The organism is Ruegeria sp. YTSC002, from assembly GCF_059609845.1.
Genome location: NZ_JBXWML010000005.1, coordinates 24391 through 45877, shown reverse-complemented (window position 1 = coordinate 45877; position 21487 = coordinate 24391). Strand labels below are relative to the sequence as shown.

Below are 21487 nucleotides of genomic sequence, written 5' to 3'. Positions count from 1 at the left end.
TGTCAAATATACAATCGCCCAAATTTAAGGGCGAAGACACCCGAATTATCTAAACAAAATCAATGATGGCAATGCAGCGTTATGCGCGTCCCTACATTATTTGTAGGGACGCTTGTCGTATTTCACCGGTTTCGTCCGCTGTTTCCGGAAAGGGATGCAGGTGCGTATCCCGTTGTCTTTCAACGCTTCTCGGAACCAGTCGGCGTCATAGCCGCGAACTCCGAGCAGCCAGTCGACATCCGGCAGGCTGCTCAGCAATGCCCGTGCGCCGATGCAATCGCTGACCTGCCCGGCGGTGACGAAGAAGTTGATCGGGCGCCCCAGGCTGTCCCAGATGGCGTGCATTTTGGTGTTCACGCCGCCCTTTGTGCGGTCAATCAGGCGTCCACGCCCCCCTTTTTGACGCCCAGACTGGACGCTGTGCGATGGGTCTTCTGATAGGTGGCGTCGATCATGACGGTCCTTTCTTCACCGTGCCCGGTAGCCAAACCGACCATCATCCGGGCGAAGATGCCCTGTTCGTGGCTTCTCTCGGACCGGTGGCGTTCAGCCACGCACCTCCACCGCTTCCAGCGGTTGTACAGGGTCTTGTGCGGCCGTATTCCCTGGGCGCCTCCCGCCACCGCTCTCGCCGCCACTTTCATCTTCTGGCTATGAAGCAAGAACGAGACCTGACCCAAAATTCCATTCTCTGGCCATAATATGGACTGACTATTCCAAAAATTGCCTACCGCCACCTTGAATTTCTGGACCAATCATTCCAAATCATACGCATGAGCACAGAAACTCTCCCAATTACCGACATCAAGCCGACCGCAGGCCCGGGTCGGCCTCGTGCCTTCGACGAAGCCGAGGCTTTGGAGAAAGCCTTGTGCGTATTCTGGCACAAGGGCTACGAGACCGCGTCCGTGGACGATCTGACCAAGGCCATGGGTTTGAGTCGGTCCAGCTTTTATGGAGCATTTGGCAACAAGCAGGCTTTGTTTCACAAAGCCCTCAGGCACTATTCAAGGCGTGGTTTGAAAGCTCTGCGTGACGTCGCGGACGCGGGCGGAGATGACCCGGTTGGTGCGATAATGGAAGCTTTGGCAAACCCGCAAGGAGGTCGTGACGGCTGCATGCTGATCAATTGCCTTACGGAGCTTGCTCCTCATGATGATGAAGTGGCGGCTCTCGGGCGGCAGCATTTGGAGAGTATTGACGAGATTATTGCGAGAGCGCTTGAGCCTTCAAATCCGGGACAGGCACTCGACAAGGCACGAGCCTTTGCATCCCTTGCAATCGGCACACTAGCCTTCCGCAAGGCGGGCGTTCCGGCTGAGCAGATATCGCAAACCCTGAAACAAGCCCGGTTGGTGATTTCGCCATAAGGCCTCCTGCCACCATAAGGAAATGAAACCTAACACAAACTCAATCAAGAGACAGTGACCCCAATATTGGACTGATTGGTCCAATAATATCTGAACGAAGTTTACCAAAGAAGGAAACAGCAATGGCTGATGAAAAACTGTTCTCCGGCATCAAAGCTGGTGCAATCGAGCTGAAAAACCGCATTGTCATGGCGCCACTGACCCGCAACCGGGCAAGAGCCGAGGATGACAGTGTCCATGAATTGCAGGCGAAGTACTACGCGCAGCGGGCAGGTGCTGGTCTGATCATCACGGAAGCATCGCAAATCTCGCCCCAGGGCAAAGGCTATGCCTGGACGCCGGGCATATATTCCGAAGCGCAGATCGACGGCTGGAAAAAAGTGACTGACGCCGTCCATGCCAAGGATGGGAAGATCGTAATCCAACTTTGGCATGTGGGCCGGATTTCGCATACCAGCTTGCAGCAGGACGGCGGCGCCCCTGTAGCGCCATCCGCAATCGGCGCAAAGGCCAAGACCTTTGATGGCGAGCAGTTTGTTGAAACATCGGAACCGCGGGCTTTGGCCATCGAAGAAATTGCAGGCATTGTCGCCGACTACCGGAAGGCCGCGGAAAACGCCATGAAAGCCGGATTTGACGGTGTCGAGGTCCATGCCGCCAATGGATATCTGATCGATCAGTTCCTGCGCGACGAGTCCAACAAGCGTGAAGACGAATACGGAGGTCCTGTCGAGAACAGAGCGCGGTTCCTGAAAGAAGTCATGGACGCCGTTGTCGACGTGTGGGGTGACGACCGCGTCGGTGTCCGCCTCAGCCCGTTCTCGAACGCCAACAACATTTCCGACAGCGACCCGCAGGCGACGTTCTCGCATGCGATCAAATTGCTGAATGGCTATGGGTTGGCCTATCTCCATCTCGTAGAAGGGCAGACCGGCGGCCCGCGCGATATTCCGGAAGGTGGTGACCTGAAGGCGCTCTATGAATTGTTTGACGGAGTGAAAATGGGCAACAACGCTTATGACCGAGACATGGCGATTAAAGCGGTTGAGACCGGCGCCGTCGATCTGGTGGCCTTTGGTCGGCCGTTTATTTCCAACCCGGATCTTGTCAACCGGCTGGAGAAAGACGCCGCGCTGAATGAACTCGATCCCACCACTCTCTACGGCGGCAATGAAAAAGGGTACACCGATTATCCGGCACTGGAAGAGGAAGCGGTCGCCGCAGAGTGATACATCGCTCTTAGCCCCGTAGTGACGGGCAATACCAAGCATAGTGAGCGCGCCGGTTTGGATGCGCTCACCTGGCAGTTACAGAAACATCCGTTCTTGAAGCGAGGATCTATCACAAGCCTGCGAATAAACTGCTTCCCTATGATCAGGGTTGAATGTTTCCAATCAGAATGCACTCTTGATTGAGAGGCACCCGGTTTTAGTTGAAGAAGATGTGCGGTGATTACCATCAATTGAACGCGTTTCTCGAACAGCGCAGTGTTGTAGGAAAATCGTGCAAATTCAGGCCCAAATGCCGCGCAAAACTTTGCGCGAGAATACGCAAAATTTCCAAACAAAATCAATGTTGGCAATGCAGCGTTACGAGCACACCTACACAGGTCGGGTTGAGCTCTGGTTCCGGTCGAAGCCTCGGGAATGTCGTCATTGGCCAACGTTGTGCATGTGCCCGCACTGGCTTGCATATCGGATATTGCACGCCTGTTTGCGGGGCCTCCATGGGCTGCAATCGGTCACTGTGTCAAAACAGGCAGCTTGATCCTTTGGATCTTTCCAGATGGCCCCTTTGGCAAGTCCTGCAACAAGTGCACCCTATCAGGCGATTTGAAAGCACCCAGCCGTTGAACGCAAATCGCGATGAGTTGGTCGGATGAAACGCTTGACCCGGTTCGCAATTTGACGGCGGCCTCGACGCGTTCACCGTAGGTTTTGCAAGGGCGTGCAAATGCGGCAGCCTCGATCACGTCAGGGTGCGAATAGAGAGCTTCGTCGATTTCACGTGGGGCGATGTTTTCTCCGCCCTTTATGATCAGCTCTTTCAACCGGCCCGTCACGAAGAAGTAGCCGTCTTCGTCCATGTGCCCCAGGTCTCCGGTGCGCAGCCAGCCATCGGGCGTGAATGTCGCGCGCGTGGCATCCGGATTCTTCAGGTATTCTCTCATCACATTGGGGCCACGTACGGCGATTTCGCCCTTGGTGTTTGGCGGCAGGGGGGTCAGATTTGCCGACAGGATACATGCCTCGTTGCCGTAAGCTTTGCCCGGCGATCCAATTTTGCGGACGCCCGGCGGTAGCGGGTTGGACAAGATCTGTGCGGCTGTTTCCGTCAGGCCCATTGTTTCTACGATGGGGACTTCAAAACGGGTTTCGAACGCGGTTTGTACATCCGGTGCAAGCGGCGAGGATGCCGAGCGGCCGAAACGAAGACGTGCTCTGGTTTCATGCGCGGGTGTCAAATCGGAATGCAGCAAGTGCGAGATAATGGTCGGCACCACCGAAAACCACGTGGCCTTGGCGCTCTGGCACTGGTCCCAGAATTTGCGCGTTGAAAACTTTTCGGCCACGGCCAGGGAACCGCCGGAAACAAGCGCGCTCAGCACGGTCACGCAGAGCCCGTTGATATGATAGATTGGCAGCACGCAAAGACCACGATCCGCCGGTGTCAGCTTGTGCGCAACGGTGGGGGTCCATCCACCTGCCAGCAGGCTGACGTGACTATGCACGACCCCCTTTGGGCGACCGGTGGTTCCCGAGGTATACATGAGCAGCGCGTCGTCATCGGGACCAAGCGCATGGAGATCAGGGGCCTTGTCGAAACGAGCGGCAGAATACCGCGTCATCTCTTTGGGGCGAACTCTGTCGAACAGATCGGTCTGCGCGTTGCCGACGAACGCAATTCGTGCGTCGCAATGTCCCAACGCATATCCAATGGCCTCGTCCCCGGCGACAAGGTTGATGACCGTTGCGCGGAACCCGCCATAAAGCACGCCGTAGAGGCATTCTATCGCCTCGCGCCCATTCGGTTGAAGGATGGCAACGCTGGCCCCCTTGTCCAATCCCTGCGCTGTCAGATTTTCGGCCAGTTTTCGTGCCCGATCCCTCAGGGTTGACCAGGTTAGCGCAGCTTCGCCGTCGAAAAACAGATAGGCATCACGATCACCGATGGTGCTTGCGCGTTCGTCCAGCCAGCTGCGGATTGTCCCGCCTGGGGGCATCTGATCGTCCATGCTCATGCCCCCGCATCAGCCCAGTATTCCGCGAAGATATCTTCGACGGAGGGTTCAATTGCCGGGATTTCACGGACAATTTTGGTGCTTTGGACAAAGTGCTTCCAATGCAGGTTCTCATCAATCGCATTGCCACCCCAACTGCCACATCCCATCGAAAGCGAGAAAGGCATGCCGTTGTTGAATGACCCTCCGGTCGCAAAGGTGTGAGCCTGATTGACGATTACGCGGCAGGTGGGCATCGAGGCACCCAACGCCACCGCACGGGCATCTTCGGCGGTGTGTATCCCGATGGAATGCCCCGCGCCCTGATACTGCAAGATTCGAGCGGCAATGGCTTGGGCGTCCTCAAAATCGTTTGCACGATAGAGCGCGGCCACGCGGCTTAGTTTCTCACCCGAAAGCGGATGATCCGGACCGACCCCCTTGGTTTCAACTGCAAGGAACCTGGTGTTTTCAGGCACCTGACCAACCATGCCCAGTGCCTTGATCATCCTGTCGGCGTCCTGTGCGATCACTTCGCGGCTCAGATGCCCATCCGGCCAGAGCTTTGAGACGATCTGGTTTTCGTCCTTCACCAATGCGCCTCCTTCATCGGCAAGGGCTGCGACGAAATCATCATAGATTGCGTCGACGGCGATGATCGCGTTTTCGGACGAACAGGAGGTCGCATTGTCGAAGGTCTTGGAGGCAGTGATCTTCCGGGCAGCGGCCTTCAGGTCAGCTGTCTCATCGACGATCACGGTGACATTGCCCGCGCCGACGGCCACCGCAGGGGTGCCGCAGGTCTGCGCGCGATGCACATTGTTTTGACTGCCGGTGCAGATCACCCGGTCGCTGAGTTCCATCATCGCCTGAGTCTTGGCCTTGGAACCCGGCGGAGGAATCATCTGGACCAGATCGTGATCCAGCCCCAGTTTGTCGAACTCGGCATGAATGTAACGCAAAAGCAGCTCGCAGCTTGCGACGCCTTTGGGTGACGGGGCGACAACGACCGAGTTGCCGCATTTCAACGCGTTGATGATGTTGTTGGCGGGTGTGGCTGCCGGGTTCGTCGACGGCACCACGGCGCCAATCACTCCGATTGGGCGCGCAATCTCGGTGATGCCGGTACTTGCATCCTCATGGATGATCCCATGGGTTCTGACGCCTTTTATGTCGCGCATCAGGCCAAGGGTCTTGCGATGGTTCTTGATCACCTTGTCCGGCACGTTGCCCAGTCCTGTCGTCTCGACCGCAAGTTCGGCCAAAGCCCTGTTGCGTGAAGGCTCCATGATCGCCCAGGCAGCAGCAGCGGCTGCGCGGTCATAGCGCGTCTGGCTGGCGCCGGCTTCGTATTCCTTCTGAGCGGCGCGCGCACGGGTCATGATCAAACTGACTTGGGCGATATCATCATGTGCATTCATCATTGAATTCCTGTTGGTGGGGACAGGGCGGAAACCGCCCCATCCTGTGCCACTGCTCAAATCGTCAAAGACCCGCCAGAAGCTCTTGCAGGGTTTCCTGACGTGCGGCCCACATCTGTTGAACCTCTTCGCGGGTCATGATGTGCATGGGTGACCCACCGGCTTTCATTTTTCCTGCCACCCGCGCGTTCTTGAACATCTCCGGGACTGTTGCGGCCAGTTTGTCGATGACCTCTTGCGGGGTGCCCTTGGGGACCATGACACCGCGGAAATTCACGCTGGCATTGTCGATGTCATAGCCTTGCTCTTTCAGTGTGGGGACGTCCGGCAGGAACGCGTTGCGTTCCAGATCGAATACGCCAAGGATTTTGACATTTCCGGCTTCCTGCGCGCGGAACGCATCGGACAGGTTGTTCACGCCGCCCATGACGTCGCCTGCAATCACGGCCTTCATGGCCGCCGCACCGCCGCCCTTGGTCGGGATGTACGCCATTTTGACCCCGGCTTCCTTCTCAAGCTGCAAGGCGGCGATGTGGTGCCCGACGAACAGGCCCGCACCCGAAAAGGTCAGCTTCCCCGGGTTCTCCTTGGCATAGTTCACCACTTCTTGCATGGAATTGAAGGGGCTGTCTTTGGCCACGACGAATACCGCAGGATCTGCGCCCCAGTTGGCGATGGGCTCGAAACTGTCTGCCGAATATTCAACGCCGCCCTTGATCGACTGGGCGATGAAATGCGGGATGTTGTAAGCCGCCAGCGTGTAGCCATCAGCCTCGGCCTGTGTCGCAAACCAGTTCCAGCCGACACGGCCACCTGCCCCCGGCTTGTTGATGATCGCGATGGGCATTCCAAGCGCGTCTTCGTTGCCTGCAGTCATTGTGACGATACGCGCCTGAAAGTCGGTGGCGCCACCCGCACCATAACTGACCATCATCATGATGGGGCGTTCGGGGTAGTCCTGCGCCACGGCCGCGCCACCGGTCAGGGACATCAGCGCCAGTGCAGCGCCTGCCAGTAGATATTTCATTTCAGATCCTCCCTTGGATTTGCGTAAGCCGCTTTTCGCGCGGTCTTTTTCAGAAAAGTATTTCTCGTGGCGTGTAAACTTTGAGAAGCATGGCGAAGAGCCCATACATTACGGCCAAGTACCCGATCGTGATGATCACACGCCTGGTCCAGGTTTTGATTTCTCCATGCGGTGCAGGGTCATAGAAGCTGAGCAGCAAGAAGAATGTGATCGTTCCGGCGGTGTAGAACCCCAGCGTCTTGGCGGCCCAAAAGATGTAGATGAGCGCGATAGCCAAGCCAGGCAGAAGCCAAATGAAATCCTTGCGCGAGACGCCGTTGCCCACCTTGGTCCAGCCCAGAAGCGCCTTGGCAAACGTCCACAGGGCCAGAACGACAAACACGGTCGAAATCAGGCGTGGGAACAGGAAGGCTTCGGCCGGTTGCTGGGTATAGCTGACCCATGCCACCCAGATCCCGACGGCGGCAATGACGCCGGACGCCACGACATGTTGTGCGCGTGGAAGACTGACGGAACTCATGCCATGATCTCCTCTTTTGATATGTAGCGACGACTGCGAAGCTCCATCCAGACTGAATAGGCGATTGAAGCGATGACGATTGCGATCAGAACGATATTCAGCGTTCCCGTCAGGAAGTAGCTGGCCATCCCTTCGCTGGCCCCTGCAATCATCGATCCTTGAATGAAGTTCGCCTCGGCAATCGGGCCAAGGATCAGGCCAAGCACCAGTGGTGCAGCTGAAAAGCCAAAACGCTCGAGGAAGTACATCATGATTCCAAGAGCCGCCATGACATAGACGTCGCCCATGCTGGACTGAACTGAATAGCTTCCGAAGACTGCCAGGCCCAGAACAACTGCGGCCATGACGCTTTGCGGTACCTGCGCCACCCGGGCGGCAAGACCAGCGACATAAAGCCCGAAGATGCACATCAACACCTGTCCGATCAGCATCGAGTTGATGAAGGTCCAGGCAACATCCGGGTGGTTGTCGAAAAGGTCCGTGCCCGGAAAAATCCCGTGGATCAACAGGCCGCCCAGCAACACCGCTGCGGTCGGCGACCCCGGGATCGAGAGCGTCAAAAGCGGAACAAGGCTGGGGCCGACCATGGCGTTGTTCGCACTTTCCGCCGCGATCACGCCTTCGCTGTGGCCCTTTCCGAATTTCTCGCGCTCTGGGCTGAATTTCTTGGTCTGGTCATAAGCGACCAAACCCGCGATCTGTCCACCGACACCCGGAATCAGCCCGATGATCGAGCCGGTAACGGTGCCGATGCTCAGCGCTCTCGGGCGGCGCAGAAGCTCACGCACCGCATCCATGATCGAATGCTTTTCGACCTCGATCACTTCGGCATTTGCCGCATTTCGACCCTTGGCGAACATGGTCAGGACCTGAGGAATGGCAAAGAGCCCGATGAGCGCGGCGATAATGTTGATGCCGCCGCCAAGCGCCGGGTGGAAGATGAACCGTTGCGCCCCCATGATGTCATCGAAGCCAATGGTCGCAAGCCAGAGACCGATGCATCCCGACAGCAATCCTTTGACAACGGATGCACTATCCAGCGACCCAATGACGGTTACGCCCAGGATGGCGAGCCAGAACAGGTGGCTTGGTCCAAAGGCCAACGCCCATTGCGCAAGAACCGGTGTCAGGAAGATGAGCAGAAGCACTCCGATCACCCCCCCAACGGCAGATGCCATAAAGCTCAGTTGCAACGCCTGTGCGCCCTTGCCCTGCCTGGCCATCGTATGCCCATCCAGCGTCGTGGCGATGTTTGCGGGCGCTCCGGGGATTTTCAGAAGGATGGCGCTGACCGCGCCGCCCGCGACCGTCGAGGTATAGGCCGCGCCAAGAAGGATCAGCCCCTGAACGGGTGCCAGATGAAACGTGAATGGGATCAGCAGGGCCACGGCCATGGTGGGCGACAGTCCGGGGGTTGCCCCCAAAATCAGCCCGCCAATCGTGCCCAGGAGCAACAGCCCGAACGAGACCGGTGTGAAGACATCTCCGAAGTAATACAGAAATTCCACGTTGCATCCCTGTGTTTGTTTGCGCGTTGACATTTTAGGCTAAGAGATGAAAATAGTTTTGCAAATGTTTTCATAAAAAGCCTCGAATGAGCGAAATTTATGGTTAAAAAACATAAAGATAAGCCGGATATTGTCGCTGTTGCCAAGGTTGCCGGTGTTTCCATCTCGACAGTTTCGAGAAGCTTCAATCATCCGGAATTGCTCAAGCCGGCGACTCGAAAAAAGATCGACCGGGCGGTGCAGAAGCTTGGTTACATTCGCAACCGCGCCGCGCAAGTCATGCACGGCCGACGCAGCGGAACTGTCGGGCTGGTGGTGCCGACAATCGACAACGCCATCTTCGCTGAACTGATCCAATCCTTCTCGGACGGGCTGGACCGGCATGGCTTCACGATGTTGATTGCTTCGCACGGGTTCGATCTGGAGCGCGAATACAAGATGCTGCGCAAACTGATGGAGCATCGCGTTGACGGGCTTGCGCTCATCGGGCTTGAACACTCGGAGGCGACCTATCAATTGATCGAACAACAGGGTGTTCCGTCGATTGCAATCTGGAACTATGACGATCAAGCGCGATTGTCTTGCGTGGGTGTTCAGAATTCAGAGGCTGGCCGTTTGTCCGCACGCCACTTGCTGGATTTGGGGCACCGCGACATAGGTTTGATCTTTCCCGACCCCGCTGGGAATGATCGCGCATATGACCGGTTGCACGGCGCCTTGGAAGAATTGCGATTGGAACGGATCGAGGTTCCCGAACAATGGCGCCTGGAAGCTCCCTACAGCATTTTGGAGGCCAAACGCGCCTGCATAAGCTTGTTGGATCATTCACCACGTCCCACCGCTATATTATGCGGCAATGACATTATCGCTCAGGGCGTGCTGTACGCGGCAAAACACTGCGGTGTGCGTGTTCCCGAAGACCTGTCCGTCATGGGAATCGGAGATTTCAAAGGCTCAAGCGAAATCGAACCGTCACTCTCGACCATTCGCATCCCGGCCAAGCGCATTGGCGCCCTGTCCGCGGAATTGATCACAAACATTGTCGCAGAGCATTCCGAAAGGATCACGACAACCAAGTGCGACCTGAAAGTGCTGACCAGGGCATCGACATCCACCCCATCAAGAGCGCGGTCCAGGTGAAGCTCGGGACGTCCTTCACCGATACAAGTTCCGAGACCAGTATCTTGACCGGGCGGTGTCGAAACATCAGCGTCGAAAGTCTGCTCTTTTGGTTTGTTGCCAATCAAATGCTCTTTTTGAGAAGGTCGATACTCCGCGTCGACCATGTTTTGCGCTTGTCGAAAAACGCACAAGGAAGTCCCTTGAACGAACATCTTTGATCGCAGCATCACCCATGACCCTTGAACGTCCGGCACGGGGCCGTTCAGAGGCCACTTGATCTTTCGAAGCAGCCAATCCATCAATCTTCGATCAGCGAAAAATCGTCATCGTCGTTCGATTTTTTTTCGCGGCTTCCCGCTTTTCTGGATCGCCGTGGGCCTTTGGGAACATAGTCGTCGTTCAACGCTTTTTCGACCAGCCAAGTCGCGTGGTGATCCGGGAAACCTTCGCCGTAACGGCGGATCAGATCGATGTATTTGAAGCCAAGCGCAGAAATCTTGGTGATTTCTTCGCCGGTCGAAGCGTATTTGACGACAAGGCCGCCGCCCTTGGGCGCCAGTACTATGTTTTTCTCTGCCAACGCCGCCGAAAGACCATCCCAGGAACCTGTCTCGGCAACAACTGTTTCGATGAACGTTTTGAGGTCGCGTTTCGGCGGCTTTTCAATCTCCTGTGGTTCTGGAACCAAGACCTCCAAAGCCTGTGCAGAAGGGTGCGCCGTTTGTCGATATGGATTTTCCCGGGCACGGTCCGTCTGGTCAGCCTCTGGGGTTGTCGGCATCAGCGGAGCATTCGAGGCTTCGGCATTCTCATGTCGGAAGATCAGCTCAGGCAGTACCGTCTCCCAGCTGTCGCGCCTGTGATAGTGTGCATAGTCTTCACTGCTGTCGATTTTGCGCCAATTGATAATCGCACCGATCTGACCAGAGGCGAACACATGCCCACGGGGGGGCTTCCACGATTTGGCCATACGTCCGACAACACGGTTTTGGGCGTCCAGCAAGACCCAATGAGGTTGTTGAAACACCAGGGAAAGAGAGTCCCCGACCTTGGCCGAGCGCACGGCCTTGTGCACGTCATGTGCATCCCCTTGGCGACCGGCGAACGACAAGTCCACGATATCCAGCGCAGGCATCTGGTATTTCGTTGCGGGCAACGAGGTTTCGTTCAGGTCGGGCGTCACGCGCCTGTGCAGAACTGAATCTGAACCCGATTTCAGAAACGGGTGCTCTCCGGATGTCAGCACGGTCAGGCTTTGCTGTGCACGGGTCATTGCCACGTAGAACAGGCGACGAGGAGCTTCGGGATCTTCTTCCTTCGAAACCCGCGTCCAGCCGCCGTTCAGAATGGCGACATGGTCGAATTCAAGGCCTTTCGCCCTGTGCGCCGTCAGCAACAGCAATCCGCGCTGTTCGCCCCGCGTATCCCGGGACCAGTCAGCAATCCATTCAATGATGTCAGGTACCGGCATGGTTTTGGTGCCCAACTCCCGGGCCAGCTCCGCCACACCTTCTGCCAGCAAATCCACCCATTTGTTGCGAGGTTGATCATTCAGGACCGTGAGGATGTCCTGAATACCCAGAAGTGCGCCTTGTTTCCCGCGCAACCCGGATACCAGACGTTGGGTTTCCCTCAATCGCCAAACATTTGGAAGCTCTTCGTTGGCCATATCCACGCGCAATCCCTGCACCTCGGCATAGGTCCGAACGGCATCCAGTGATTTCCAGTCTCGGGAAATCACGGCAACGCGGGACCAGTTCCAATTGGGGTCCAGTCGAGACAGGCGTATCAGCTCATCGATGGCTACCGCCGCTTGCGGCATGGCGCCGGGTGGGACGTCAAGCAGCTGCACTCGACCTTGGGCAACGGAATCCTTCTCCTCCAGACGCCCGCCACTGGGTTGGGAAACTCGCGCCTGATTTATCCTGATATCGTGGTCCGCCTTCATTCGATCAGCCGCTTTGGATATGACCTGATTGGCGGCCTCGACAATATGAGCCGTCGAGCGGTAATTCTCGATCAGAAATGATGGTCTGGCCTTGTAGTCCTCTTCGAACCTGCGGATGAAATCGACCGAGGCACCGTTGAAGGCATAGATATTCTGGTCATCATCGCCCACGGCAAACAGGCTGAGTTTAAGTTCGGCATCTTCCAGCGACCGACCTGCCACGGCGGAAATGAGCGCATATTCCTCTGGGCCAATGTCCTGATATTCGTCCACCAATATCCAGCGAAACCCTTGTATCAGGCTTTCGCGCTGTGCCTCGGCTTCGGCTTTGGTCAGCCCTTCGGGGCTGAGCTGGCGCACCGCCTCCAGAATGACATTGTCGAAATCTTCCGTTGCGGCCTCAACCCCGGCAAAACTGGCTCCAACCAGCTTCATTGCAAGCGAATGGCACGTCGAGATCGTGACCCCCGCCGCATCATCGCCCACCAGCGCCCGCAGCCGAACACGGATTTCGGCAGCAGCGTGGCGGTTGTAGGCCAGTACCAGAATACCGCGCGGGTCTTCACGCTTCATCCGCAACAGATAAGCGATCCGATGCACCAGAACGCGGGTCTTCCCCGATCCGGGGCCCGCCAGAACCAGAACATTGGTCTGGTCGCGATCGTCCGCGACGATGTCCTGTTGGACCTTGTTGCCCAGATCATCGACAATGGCGGTCCAGGACTTGTTGGTTGTCTGTCGTCGGACCTCACGTGCCATGCCGGGCATCCAACGTTTCATGAACTGCTCTTTGTTGAGCAGAAAATAATCTTCCGACAGGCGTTCGGCGTCCGTCATCCTGTCCAGACCGGTTTCTGCATAAGTTGCCATGACATGGGTCTGAAGCGTCTGTTCGGCGTAATGCTCTTCCAGAGGAAGGAAGTCGGATTGCGTGAACTGGCCGCCTTTCGGGTTGAGGAATATGGTCATGGCGGGGCGGAACACCGTCAGCCCTTTCCCCAATGTCAGCACGCCCTGTTCATGCATCCACAGCAGCGAGCGATCCAAAAGCTTGGTCATGTCGCGCAGACCGCTGGATTTCAAAACGGCATCCTGCGTGAGCTGCGCCAGAAGGTCACCCACAGTGGTTTCAACCGGCAGGTCTTTGCCGCGCGCGCCTTTGTCAAGCCGCCCGGTCAGGAATTTTAGTAGAATTTCAGCCGCTTGCCACCGGAGCTCGGCCGTCTGGGCAATGACTTCCCACGATCTTACCCGCGTCACGTTCAGGGTGTTCCTGCTGATTTTGCGCAACCTGATATTGCCGGTGCCACCATCCTGCCCCTTGCCGTCCCGTGCTATGCCCCGGATCAGTTTGTCGATGATATAAGGGCGGGCATCGGTGTGGTCCTGATCGCGCAGACGCTGGCAGGTTTCCTGCAGGTTCAGGGGCATTGGCGTTTCCTTGTCGGCATCCGGTGCCAGCTCTCGCATCGATGCGATCAAATCCCGCTCCAGATTTGCAGCCTGCGTGAGGCGTCCGGAAGACGATTGCGCCACACCGACATGGATGAAGAGCGTGATCGCGACGTCGTTGCGCGCGATGCCAAAGCTTTCGAGATTGGCCATTGCCTTGGTCAGTGCACCGGGTGTCAAACCGCTGACGCCGCAGAGCTGATCGGTTGAGATCCCTTCATCCGCCGGGGCCAAAACCAGATGCTGCACGATGGCCAGCAATTGTTTGCGATACGCTTGGGTGATCTCCGCATCCGCAAGCCGTTGTTTCGCCTCGTCCAAGGTGCCGACCGTCAGCGAAGACGGGAAAATACGAACATGGTTCTCTTCGCGCGTGACAAGGGTCGCTTCCTCAAGCCATGACACCGCCGTCTTGACACGGGTGTCATCCGTCGCGCTGTCCCGTTCGAATTCTTGATCCTTTTCGTCTCGGACAATCTCACCCGCGGTGGCGACGATCTTGCCAGTCTTGCGTGTGCGCTCGTCGATCCGGCGCAGGGCTTTCAGAATGGCTCCGATTTCATGCCGTGCCAAACGCGAACCCGCAGACAGCCTGAACTGGCGCTCCACATCATCCCCGGCGTACAAAAGCACGCAATCGGCGCCTTCGCGGTCGCGTCCGGCGCGCCCAGCCTCCTGTAGGTAGTTTTCCAACGACCCGGGTATGTCTGCATGAACCACCAGCCGGATATCGGGTTTGTCGATGCCCATGCCAAAAGCGTTGGTGGCTGCGATCACCCGCAGGTCTCCGACCCGGAACCGTTCCTGGACATCGTGTTTGTCATCAGACCCGAGCCCGGCGTGGAAATGTGCAGCGTCCATGCCTTGTGATTTCAGAAACTCGGCAACGCGCTCGGTCTCTTTACGCGTCGCGCAATAGATCACGGCGCCGGATCGGCCCTCAGCGGGCAGCAACTCTTCGATCACTTTCAGGACATCGGTCAGTTTGCTGTTCTTAGTTGTAGGCCTGACATCAAATGTCAGGTTCTTCCGCGATGCCCCACCATCAAGCGACAGCAGTTCGACCCCGGCGCGAGACTGGAAATGCTCGACGATATCCGCGATCACCTCGGGTTTGGCGGTCGCCGTGAGGCAAAGGATCGGGGCAGGGGGCTGGTCGCCCGAGAACTCTTTGATGAACCGCCCCAGATACCTGTAGTCCGGCCTGAAATCATGACCCCATTTCGACACGCAGTGCGCCTCGTCAATAGCCCACAGGCCAACTTCGCGCTGTGCCAGCACCGACCGGATGGACGTACTGCGCAATTGCTCGGGCGAGATGATCAGAATGCCCGCATCGCCCATGCGAACCTTGTCCAGCGCGTCTTGTCGCTCGGGCATGGACATCTGACCATTCACAGTCACGGAACAGGAAATACCTACGCGCTCCATACCCTGAACCTGATCGGCCATCAGCGCGACCAACGGGGAAATGACCACGGTCAACGCCCCGATTTTGTCGAACCGCGACAAAGCGGGCACCTGGTAACACACGGACTTGCCGGTGCCTGTTGGCAGAATGCCCAACAGGCTGTTTCCGGACATTGCCTCATCGACAATGCGCTCCTGCAAGGGGCGACCATCTGGATCCACAGGCTGTGGGCGGAAACTGTCGAACCCGAACCACCTGTTCAGCGCACGGACCGGGTCATTCTGTTCCGCGCACCACAGGCAGGCGGGGTCTTTGCAGGACGTATCCCTGAGATGCCGGACAATCAGAGATGCCTCGCGAAACTGCGCCCGGACCCATGGCGGCATGACCGAGTCCCCTCCCGCTACGGTGATCCAGGACAGGGCATAGGCCATGGGCCATCCGTTTCGGGGATTGCCAAGCCGCCTCAGAGTCTGTTCGACCCTTTTGCCACAAGCCCGACCATCCAGCATCCGGCGGATGGCAGTGACGGCTTCATCCTGCGGCGGGCAATTGGCTTTTCGTAGGTACTGGAAAACCGCATCGAACCCTTCCGATTGTTCCATTCGGGTGGTCAGGTAGTGATAGGCTGCAAGGGCATCCGGCTCGCTTTGGGCAAGGTTTTGAAAAGCGTCGAGCTGATTGGCCAGTGCCTCAAAGACAAGCTGGGCGTCCAGTTCCGGATCATTGATATGCCCTGCGGCCAACCGCCCGTCGTGATAGTGTTTGACCAGATGGTGATAGGGGTTGCGCGGGAAGGCCAGCGGGTTCAGCCACAGCGTATCAATCGGGGCCTGCATGATCCGGCCCAGCCGTGGTCTGGCGGCGACCAGGTGTTCCATATCGTGGTGCAGAAAATTGTGACCAATCGGGTGTGAAACACTTGCGATGGCCTCTTCAAGGCGGTCGAGATTTTTCTCCAGCGCGCTGGCGCCCGACTTCAAAGCTGGTTGCTCATCGTTTCGAACGGCGGCAAAGGCAAATACCTTGGCGGTTTTGGGATCCACCTCCAGATCGATGGACAGACATTTGGAAAGAAATTCGGTATGTCGACCGTTCATTTGTGATGCGCAACTGTTAATGGGTGAAGTCAGAGAATACCTTTTTGAGACATTGTACAACGGCGTTGTTGCGGGCCTTCGTCAGAGGCCCGACTTTCCCTTTTCCCAGCCGAAGCCAGGCAGGCGGGCGATCTGGACGGTTGCTCGACGCCCGTGCCGTTGTCCGTTGGGTATTGTATTGCTCCGGTGTGTCCGCAAATGTCGGGATGCCGAGCTCAGCCCGTTTCGGTTCGCGCTCGCCCTTGGTCAGGGCATTGCCTTCCTGAATTGCGAGCAGCGCCTTGCCAACCTGTTTCTTGTCCCAGGCGCAATGCGTGCCTTGGTTCGCCCATTGGCCGAGTTTGACGGCGCGGGTCTTCCGGGCCTCAGAATCCCACTTTTTGACCTACCATGTTTTGACCCCGCCTTTGGTGACGCACAGGCGCAGATCCTTCACATCTGGGTCGGTGAACCATGTCGTTTTGTCCGCTGACAGCGTTTTGAGGTTCGAATCTGAGAACTTAAGCTGCGGCATATCGTGTCCTTGTAAAACCGCGTTCGTTACAAGGTTCACGTTACGTTCTAACCCATATCAAACCCAACCAAGAAACAGGCAAGCACCTGAATTTGTTAGGTATAACTGACTTTATGGCGTTGAAAACTAAGCGTTTTAAGTGGTGCCCCCACACGGACTCGAACCGCGGACCTACTGATTACAAATCAGTTGCTCTACCAGCTGAGCTATAGGGGCACTGGCTGTCGATTACTTCCTCTGGCAGTTGACTGCAAGCCTGAATTTTAGCCCAAACTTAGACATTGCCCGATTTCCTGAGAACGTGCAAAAAAACGCTGAATTCATCCGTTGCAAGTATCTCGCGAATGGTAACGGACGTGGCTATGCAGAAAAGCCAAGGGGTAAAGGAAAAATGCAGGTTGCCATCCACGCCGGTGTTGCTTTTTCGGATGAAGGGCTGGTGATGTCCTCGCTTGGCGCGAATAGGAGGGTCCTGGCCGAGTACCGAACTGCGGTTCTGGGGCCGCGTCGGTCCCGGCTATTCGTGAAAGTGATGTCTGAATCGATTATGCAGGGTGTATCTGATGCAGACGCACGGAACAGATTGTCCGAGCTTGTTGCCGGAAACCAGAACCTGGACCGCGTGGTTGTGTCGAGTGACAAGTTCTTTGGCCCCAGGCGCACCGCGCTGCAAGACGGCCAGATCTATCCGTTTGCGGGGAATAGAACGGCCCATACGGACTCTCTGCTGGATGGCGCCCAGGTTCAGGTGTTTGCAGGACTGGTGAACCCCGGGGTTTTCATCCCAAAGATTCTGGCCTCGATCCATGAAGACCATCGGCGGGACATTCTGGCCAGTACCGATTTAAGCTGCCTCAGCTGGCTTGGCATGATCGAGGACCTGCGGGATCTCGCGCCTCAGGTTCAACTCACCTTGTGGGAACACGAGAATTCCCCGCTTATCTGGGGCGATGTCATCCGCGCCATAGCGGGATTGCCTGATGAGGCTGTGCTTCACGAAGAGTTTGCATTCCTGTCTTCTCTTTTGACAGAGGCGGGACAACGTCATGTATTGGACATCGTGAGAAAAGGGGACACCCTTGACCGGACCGGCCGACGTGAAGAGATGGCAAATATTCTGGACGAATACGCCAGACCGGAACAGATCGAAGAAGAGCTCGACTTGCCGGGTTGGAACTCTGACATAGTTGAAGCGTTCACAGAGCTTTACGAGCAGGATCTGGCCACGATCCGGTCCATGCCCGACGTTCGTGTTTTGCAAATCTGATCGCCTGCGCAATGCTGTCGGCTGTGTTGCACAAATGGCGCGAAAGAAACTTTTCCACGAATCCGGCGTGAGGGCAGGAGCGCATGCCTATTCGGGGCCCTGCTGAAAATCAGGTCACGAACCGGGCGTCTTGCGGCGACGCGGTGATACGGAAAAGCCTGCCGATCAACTGATGGATCTGACGGACCATGGCGTTCGACCAAATTGATCATCCGGTTCTTCGCAGATTGGCATCATCTGACCGGTTCATTTGTTTGGCGCAATGCATCAGGCAGCAAGGTAATCTCGTAATATCCCATTGAACAGATCGGCTTTTTCCAGATGCGTCGCATGTGCAGAGTTTGGAATCACCGCGAGGTTTGCATTCGGGATGGATTGCCACAGCTGTTCCGTCTGACTCCATGGATAGGTGCGATCACGATCCCCCCAGATAACCAGCGTTTTCGTCTTGATTGCCGGCAGGTTATCAGCACCGCTCCAGGAATGCATCGCGTCCAAACCAGCGAGCATGGCTTTCAGATTGCTTTTCTGCGCTATCGTGGCGCAAAGCTCGTATTCCAGGGCTTTTTCGCGTTCGAGAAACCAGGTTGCCGCAATCCGCCGCGCCGTCACTTTCGGCCCGTCTGAACAGGCACGGGTTTTCGAGGTATCAATGGTCTCGAACCGCCCGGGCAGCACTCCTACGGACCCGGTGCCATAAAGAACCAAACGGTCAACACGCTCGGGCGCACGGGCAACCATTTCCTGCGCGACCATTCCACCCATCGAGTGACCAACCAGGTGGAATGTCTCGATATCGCGCAACTTCAGCTCATTCAGAGCCCAGTCCGCGAATCCCGAGATGCTGCAAAATGCGTCGCGTTGCGCATTTTCGCCAAAACCCGGCAGATCCAGCGTGATGACATCGTAACCTTGCAAGGCCTCGACCTGGCGTTGCCATTGCCGACTGCCGCCCAGAAACCCATGGACAAATACGATGGGTGTCATTTCCGGCCGCCCTGCACAATCCGATCCAGAATCATCGCACAGAACAGGATTGAGAACCCTGCAAGGATACCCTGGCCAACATTCGCGTACTGCAACGCTTCCAGAACGTCTTCGCCCAGCCCTTTGGCACCGATCAGCGAAGCCACGACAACCATTGCCAATGACAGCATGATTGTCTGGTTGATCCCCGCCCGGATCGACGGGCTTGCCAGCGGCAAGTCGACCTTGGTGAGCAGGTACCATTTGTTGGCGCCGAAACTGATCGCCGCCTCGCGTACACTTTCGGGTACGCCGCGCAAGCCTAGGACGGTCAGGCGCACCACTGGTGTGCCGCCGAAAATCATCGTGACCACGACCGCCGCCGGCTTGCCGACACCAAAAAACGCGATCACGGGGACCATGAAAACAAAGGCGGGCATGGTTTGCATGAAGTCCATGATCGGCTGGATGAAAGCATAAAACCGAGGCCGACGCGCCGCGAACATGCCCAGCGGAATTCCGATGACAATCGACAGGCACGCCGCTGTCCCCAACAAGGCCAGCGTAGTCATAGCGCCCTCCCAGAAGCCCAACAGCCCCATATAGGCCAGAAACGCGCCCGAGTAGATTGCCGTGCTGACGCCCGCAGTCAGCCATGTCAGCAGAATGATGAGACTGGCGATCACGATCCAGGGCGTCTGCACCAAGATGACCTCAAGCGCGTCCAGCAGTGTACGGATACCGAATGTCAGCCCGTCAAAGAACGCTTCGCTGTTGCGCACGCACCAGGCGATGAAGTCTTCCACCCAGGTGATGCTGGTCAGACGGATGTTGGGGTCTGTCGGGAAATGGCTGAGCAACGAGAAGCGCCCCGGAAAGCTGTAATGCATCATCGCCGCAGCAACGATCAGCGCCATGAATACCGCGCTGAACACGATCTGCGATACCGGCATTGCTGATCGGATTGAACGATCTGACAACCATTCCGAGAAACGCGCCTCGAGCGCCCAGTTTGCCACCTGTGACTGAACAAGCTTGACGATGATCAGAATGATCAGTCCGGTCAGAACGATGTAAGGCCCTTCCGCGGCCATCGCTTCGGCTTCGGCGCGGATGCCGCCTATGTTTTCCTCGAGCGAGTCCACCGTTCGCTGATAGACGTCGATCTTGTCCGAATTGTTTTCAATAGCAGCGGCCAACTGCTGACGGCGCAGTTCAAGCGTCCCTTCAATCGAAGCGATGCGTTCCATAGCCTCGGCCGCCAGATCGCCGAACATCCCGCGCGCGATCTGCACATAGGCTATTGTTTCGAGGATCAGAAATGGCAGCGCCCATGACCACAAGCCCCGGGCACCGAACCAGACCGGACCAAACAATCCGGCCATCAGATTGAAGGTTGGTGTAAAGCGGGACGACGCGCCGATCTTGTCGAAGTTGCGGATGTAGTAGTCGGGGCTGGTGCGTACAAATTCCCGTATGTTTTCGCGCCGCTCTTCGGCATACGCCAATGCGGCTTCGCTTTCGGTATCTTCCAGCGGGTTCACATCAGATGTGCTCATGACACTTCGGTCCCTTCGATCACGGTGCGCAACAGATCGGCACGGGTTATGACGCCAACATCCACGCCGCCGTCCTCCACCAGGATTGCGCTGTCGTTGTCGATTGCCAGATTGATCAGCGTGCTCAGGTTCTCACCCTCGTTTACACGTGGGGCATCTGCCGATAGCGGCCCATGGGTCGCAACATGCTCTGGTATGGGCCGCATGACCGCATGGGCGCGCACCACTTTGAGCCGCGATATGCCCGCAACGAAATCGGCCACATAGTCATCTGCGGGGTTCATGACGATGTCTTCGGCCGTCCCGATCTGTACCACCTTGCCGTCGCGCATGATCGCGATCCGGTTCCCGATGCGAACTGCTTCATCTAGGTCGTGGGTGATGAAGATCGTCGTCTTTTTCAGGATTTTGCTCAGTCGGATGAACTCATCCTGCAATTGCCGCCGGATCAACGGGTCCAGCGCCGAGAACGGTTCGTCCATCAACAACACATCCGGGTTCGCCGCCAGTGCCCGGGCAAGGCCCACACGTTGCTGCATACCACCGGACAGTTCGTGTGCGAATTTCGATCCCCAGGCTCCGAGTTCGACGATATCCAGAATAGCGGCGGCCTGGCGCATGCGTTCATTCTTGCTGACCTGCCGGATTTCCAGCGGCATTGCGACATTGTCCAGCACAGACCGATGCGGCATCAGCGCAAAGTTCTGAAAAACCATACCAATCTTGTTGTTGCGAAACTGCTGGAGCTCTTTCGGACCCAGAGCCATCACGTCAGTGCCCTCGATTTCGATCTTGCCGGCGGTAGGTTCCAACAACCGGTTGAAGTGGCGGACCAGAGTGGATTTTCCGCTGCCTGACAGGCCCATGATGCAGAATATCTCGCCTCGGTTGACCGACAGGCTGACATCCGCCACGCCGACAACGCAGTTGTATTCAGCCAGCACCTGGGCCTTGTCCAACCCGCGGTCGCGGATCGCTTGCAGCGCCACCTCGGGCCTGCCCCCGAATATCTTCCAGACATTCGAGATTTCAATAACGGTATCGTCGCTCATGGGTCCCCCAGAGGTGCGCATTTGGGTGGC

Annotated in this window: 13 protein-coding genes, 1 tRNA gene and 1 pseudogene; 4 read left to right on the top strand and 11 right to left on the bottom strand. The window is 57.0% G+C overall.

Annotated features, from left to right (window positions below; all coding sequences use genetic code 11):
* Positions 1–99: 99 nt before the first annotated feature.
* Positions 100–625: pseudogene (locus AC2FFD_RS11475) on the bottom strand (IS5 family transposase); the annotation flags it as partial.
* 148 nt (positions 626–773) lie between these two features.
* Between AC2FFD_RS11475 and AC2FFD_RS11470 the strand changes: the two are divergent.
* Positions 774–1370, top strand: coding sequence for a TetR/AcrR family transcriptional regulator (locus AC2FFD_RS11470; RefSeq protein ID WP_480685681.1), 597 nt, complete (start codon positions 774–776; stop codon positions 1368–1370).
* Positions 1371–1492: 122 nt separating this feature from the next.
* Positions 1493–2599, top strand: a complete 1107-nt coding sequence (locus tag AC2FFD_RS11465; protein WP_496873115.1) for an alkene reductase — start codon at positions 1493–1495, stop codon at positions 2597–2599.
* Positions 2600–3111: 512 nt separating this feature from the next.
* Here the strand turns inward: AC2FFD_RS11465 and AC2FFD_RS11460 are convergent.
* The 5 genes from AC2FFD_RS11460 to AC2FFD_RS11440 form a co-directional block, all read right to left on the bottom strand.
* Complete coding sequence (locus AC2FFD_RS11460) at positions 3112–4611, bottom strand: AMP-binding protein (RefSeq protein WP_170347396.1); 1500 nt, start codon at positions 4609–4611, stop codon at positions 3112–3114.
* A complete protein-coding gene (gene sauS / locus AC2FFD_RS11455; RefSeq protein ID WP_496873114.1) occupies positions 4608–6011 on the bottom strand; it encodes an acylating sulfoacetaldehyde dehydrogenase in 1404 nt (467 codons plus the stop codon). The genes AC2FFD_RS11460 and sauS overlap by 4 nt, the downstream gene beginning before the upstream one ends.
* Positions 6012–6075: 64 nt before the next feature.
* A complete protein-coding gene (locus AC2FFD_RS11450) occupies positions 6076–7038 on the bottom strand; it encodes a tripartite tricarboxylate transporter substrate binding protein (protein WP_257599854.1) in 963 nt (320 codons plus the stop codon).
* A 49-nt stretch (positions 7039–7087) separates the two neighbouring features.
* Positions 7088–7558, bottom strand: a complete 471-nt coding sequence (locus tag AC2FFD_RS11445; protein WP_496873113.1) for a tripartite tricarboxylate transporter TctB family protein — start codon at positions 7556–7558, stop codon at positions 7088–7090.
* Positions 7555–9066, bottom strand: coding sequence for a tripartite tricarboxylate transporter permease (locus AC2FFD_RS11440; protein ID WP_496873112.1), 1512 nt, complete (start codon positions 9064–9066; stop codon positions 7555–7557). The genes AC2FFD_RS11445 and AC2FFD_RS11440 overlap by 4 nt, the downstream gene beginning before the upstream one ends.
* A 99-nt stretch (positions 9067–9165) precedes the next feature.
* Between AC2FFD_RS11440 and AC2FFD_RS11435 the strand changes: the two genes are divergently transcribed.
* A complete protein-coding gene (locus AC2FFD_RS11435) occupies positions 9166–10206 on the top strand; it encodes a LacI family DNA-binding transcriptional regulator (RefSeq protein ID WP_496873111.1) in 1041 nt (346 codons plus the stop codon).
* Positions 10207–10486: 280 nt separating this feature from the next.
* Here the strand turns inward: AC2FFD_RS11435 and AC2FFD_RS11430 are convergent, their stop codons facing one another.
* Positions 10487–16099 carry a RecQ family ATP-dependent DNA helicase gene (locus AC2FFD_RS11430; RefSeq protein WP_496873110.1) on the bottom strand — a complete coding sequence of 1871 codons (5613 nt, stop codon included), beginning with the start codon at positions 16097–16099 and terminating at the stop codon, positions 10487–10489.
* Positions 16100–16753: 654 nt separating this feature from the next.
* A tRNA-Thr gene (locus tag AC2FFD_RS11425) sits at positions 16754–16829 on the bottom strand.
* Between the two features lie 175 nt (positions 16830–17004).
* Here AC2FFD_RS11425 and AC2FFD_RS11420 point away from each other — a divergent pair.
* Positions 17005–17880 (top strand): hypothetical protein, encoded by an 876-nt coding sequence (locus AC2FFD_RS11420; RefSeq protein WP_496873109.1) that lies wholly within the window; start codon positions 17005–17007, stop codon positions 17878–17880.
* Positions 17881–18147: 267 nt separating this feature from the next.
* On the opposite strand, the gene AC2FFD_RS11415 is transcribed toward AC2FFD_RS11420, so the two are convergent.
* The 3 genes from AC2FFD_RS11415 to AC2FFD_RS11405 are packed head-to-tail and all read right to left on the bottom strand — an operon-like array spanning position 18148 to position 21457.
* On the bottom strand, positions 18148–18867 hold the full coding sequence (locus AC2FFD_RS11415) for an alpha/beta fold hydrolase (protein ID WP_496873108.1): 720 nt from the start codon (positions 18865–18867) through the stop codon (positions 18148–18150).
* Positions 18864–20405: an ABC transporter permease gene (locus tag AC2FFD_RS11410; RefSeq protein WP_257599861.1), complete on the bottom strand. Its 1542-nt coding sequence runs from the start codon at positions 20403–20405 to the stop codon at positions 18864–18866. The genes AC2FFD_RS11415 and AC2FFD_RS11410 overlap by 4 nt, the downstream gene beginning before the upstream one ends.
* Positions 20402–21457, bottom strand: a complete 1056-nt coding sequence (locus tag AC2FFD_RS11405; protein ID WP_257599862.1) for a quaternary amine ABC transporter ATP-binding protein — start codon at positions 21455–21457, stop codon at positions 20402–20404. Before AC2FFD_RS11405 ends, AC2FFD_RS11410 begins: the two co-directional genes overlap by 4 nt.
* Positions 21458–21487 lie beyond the last annotated feature (30 nt).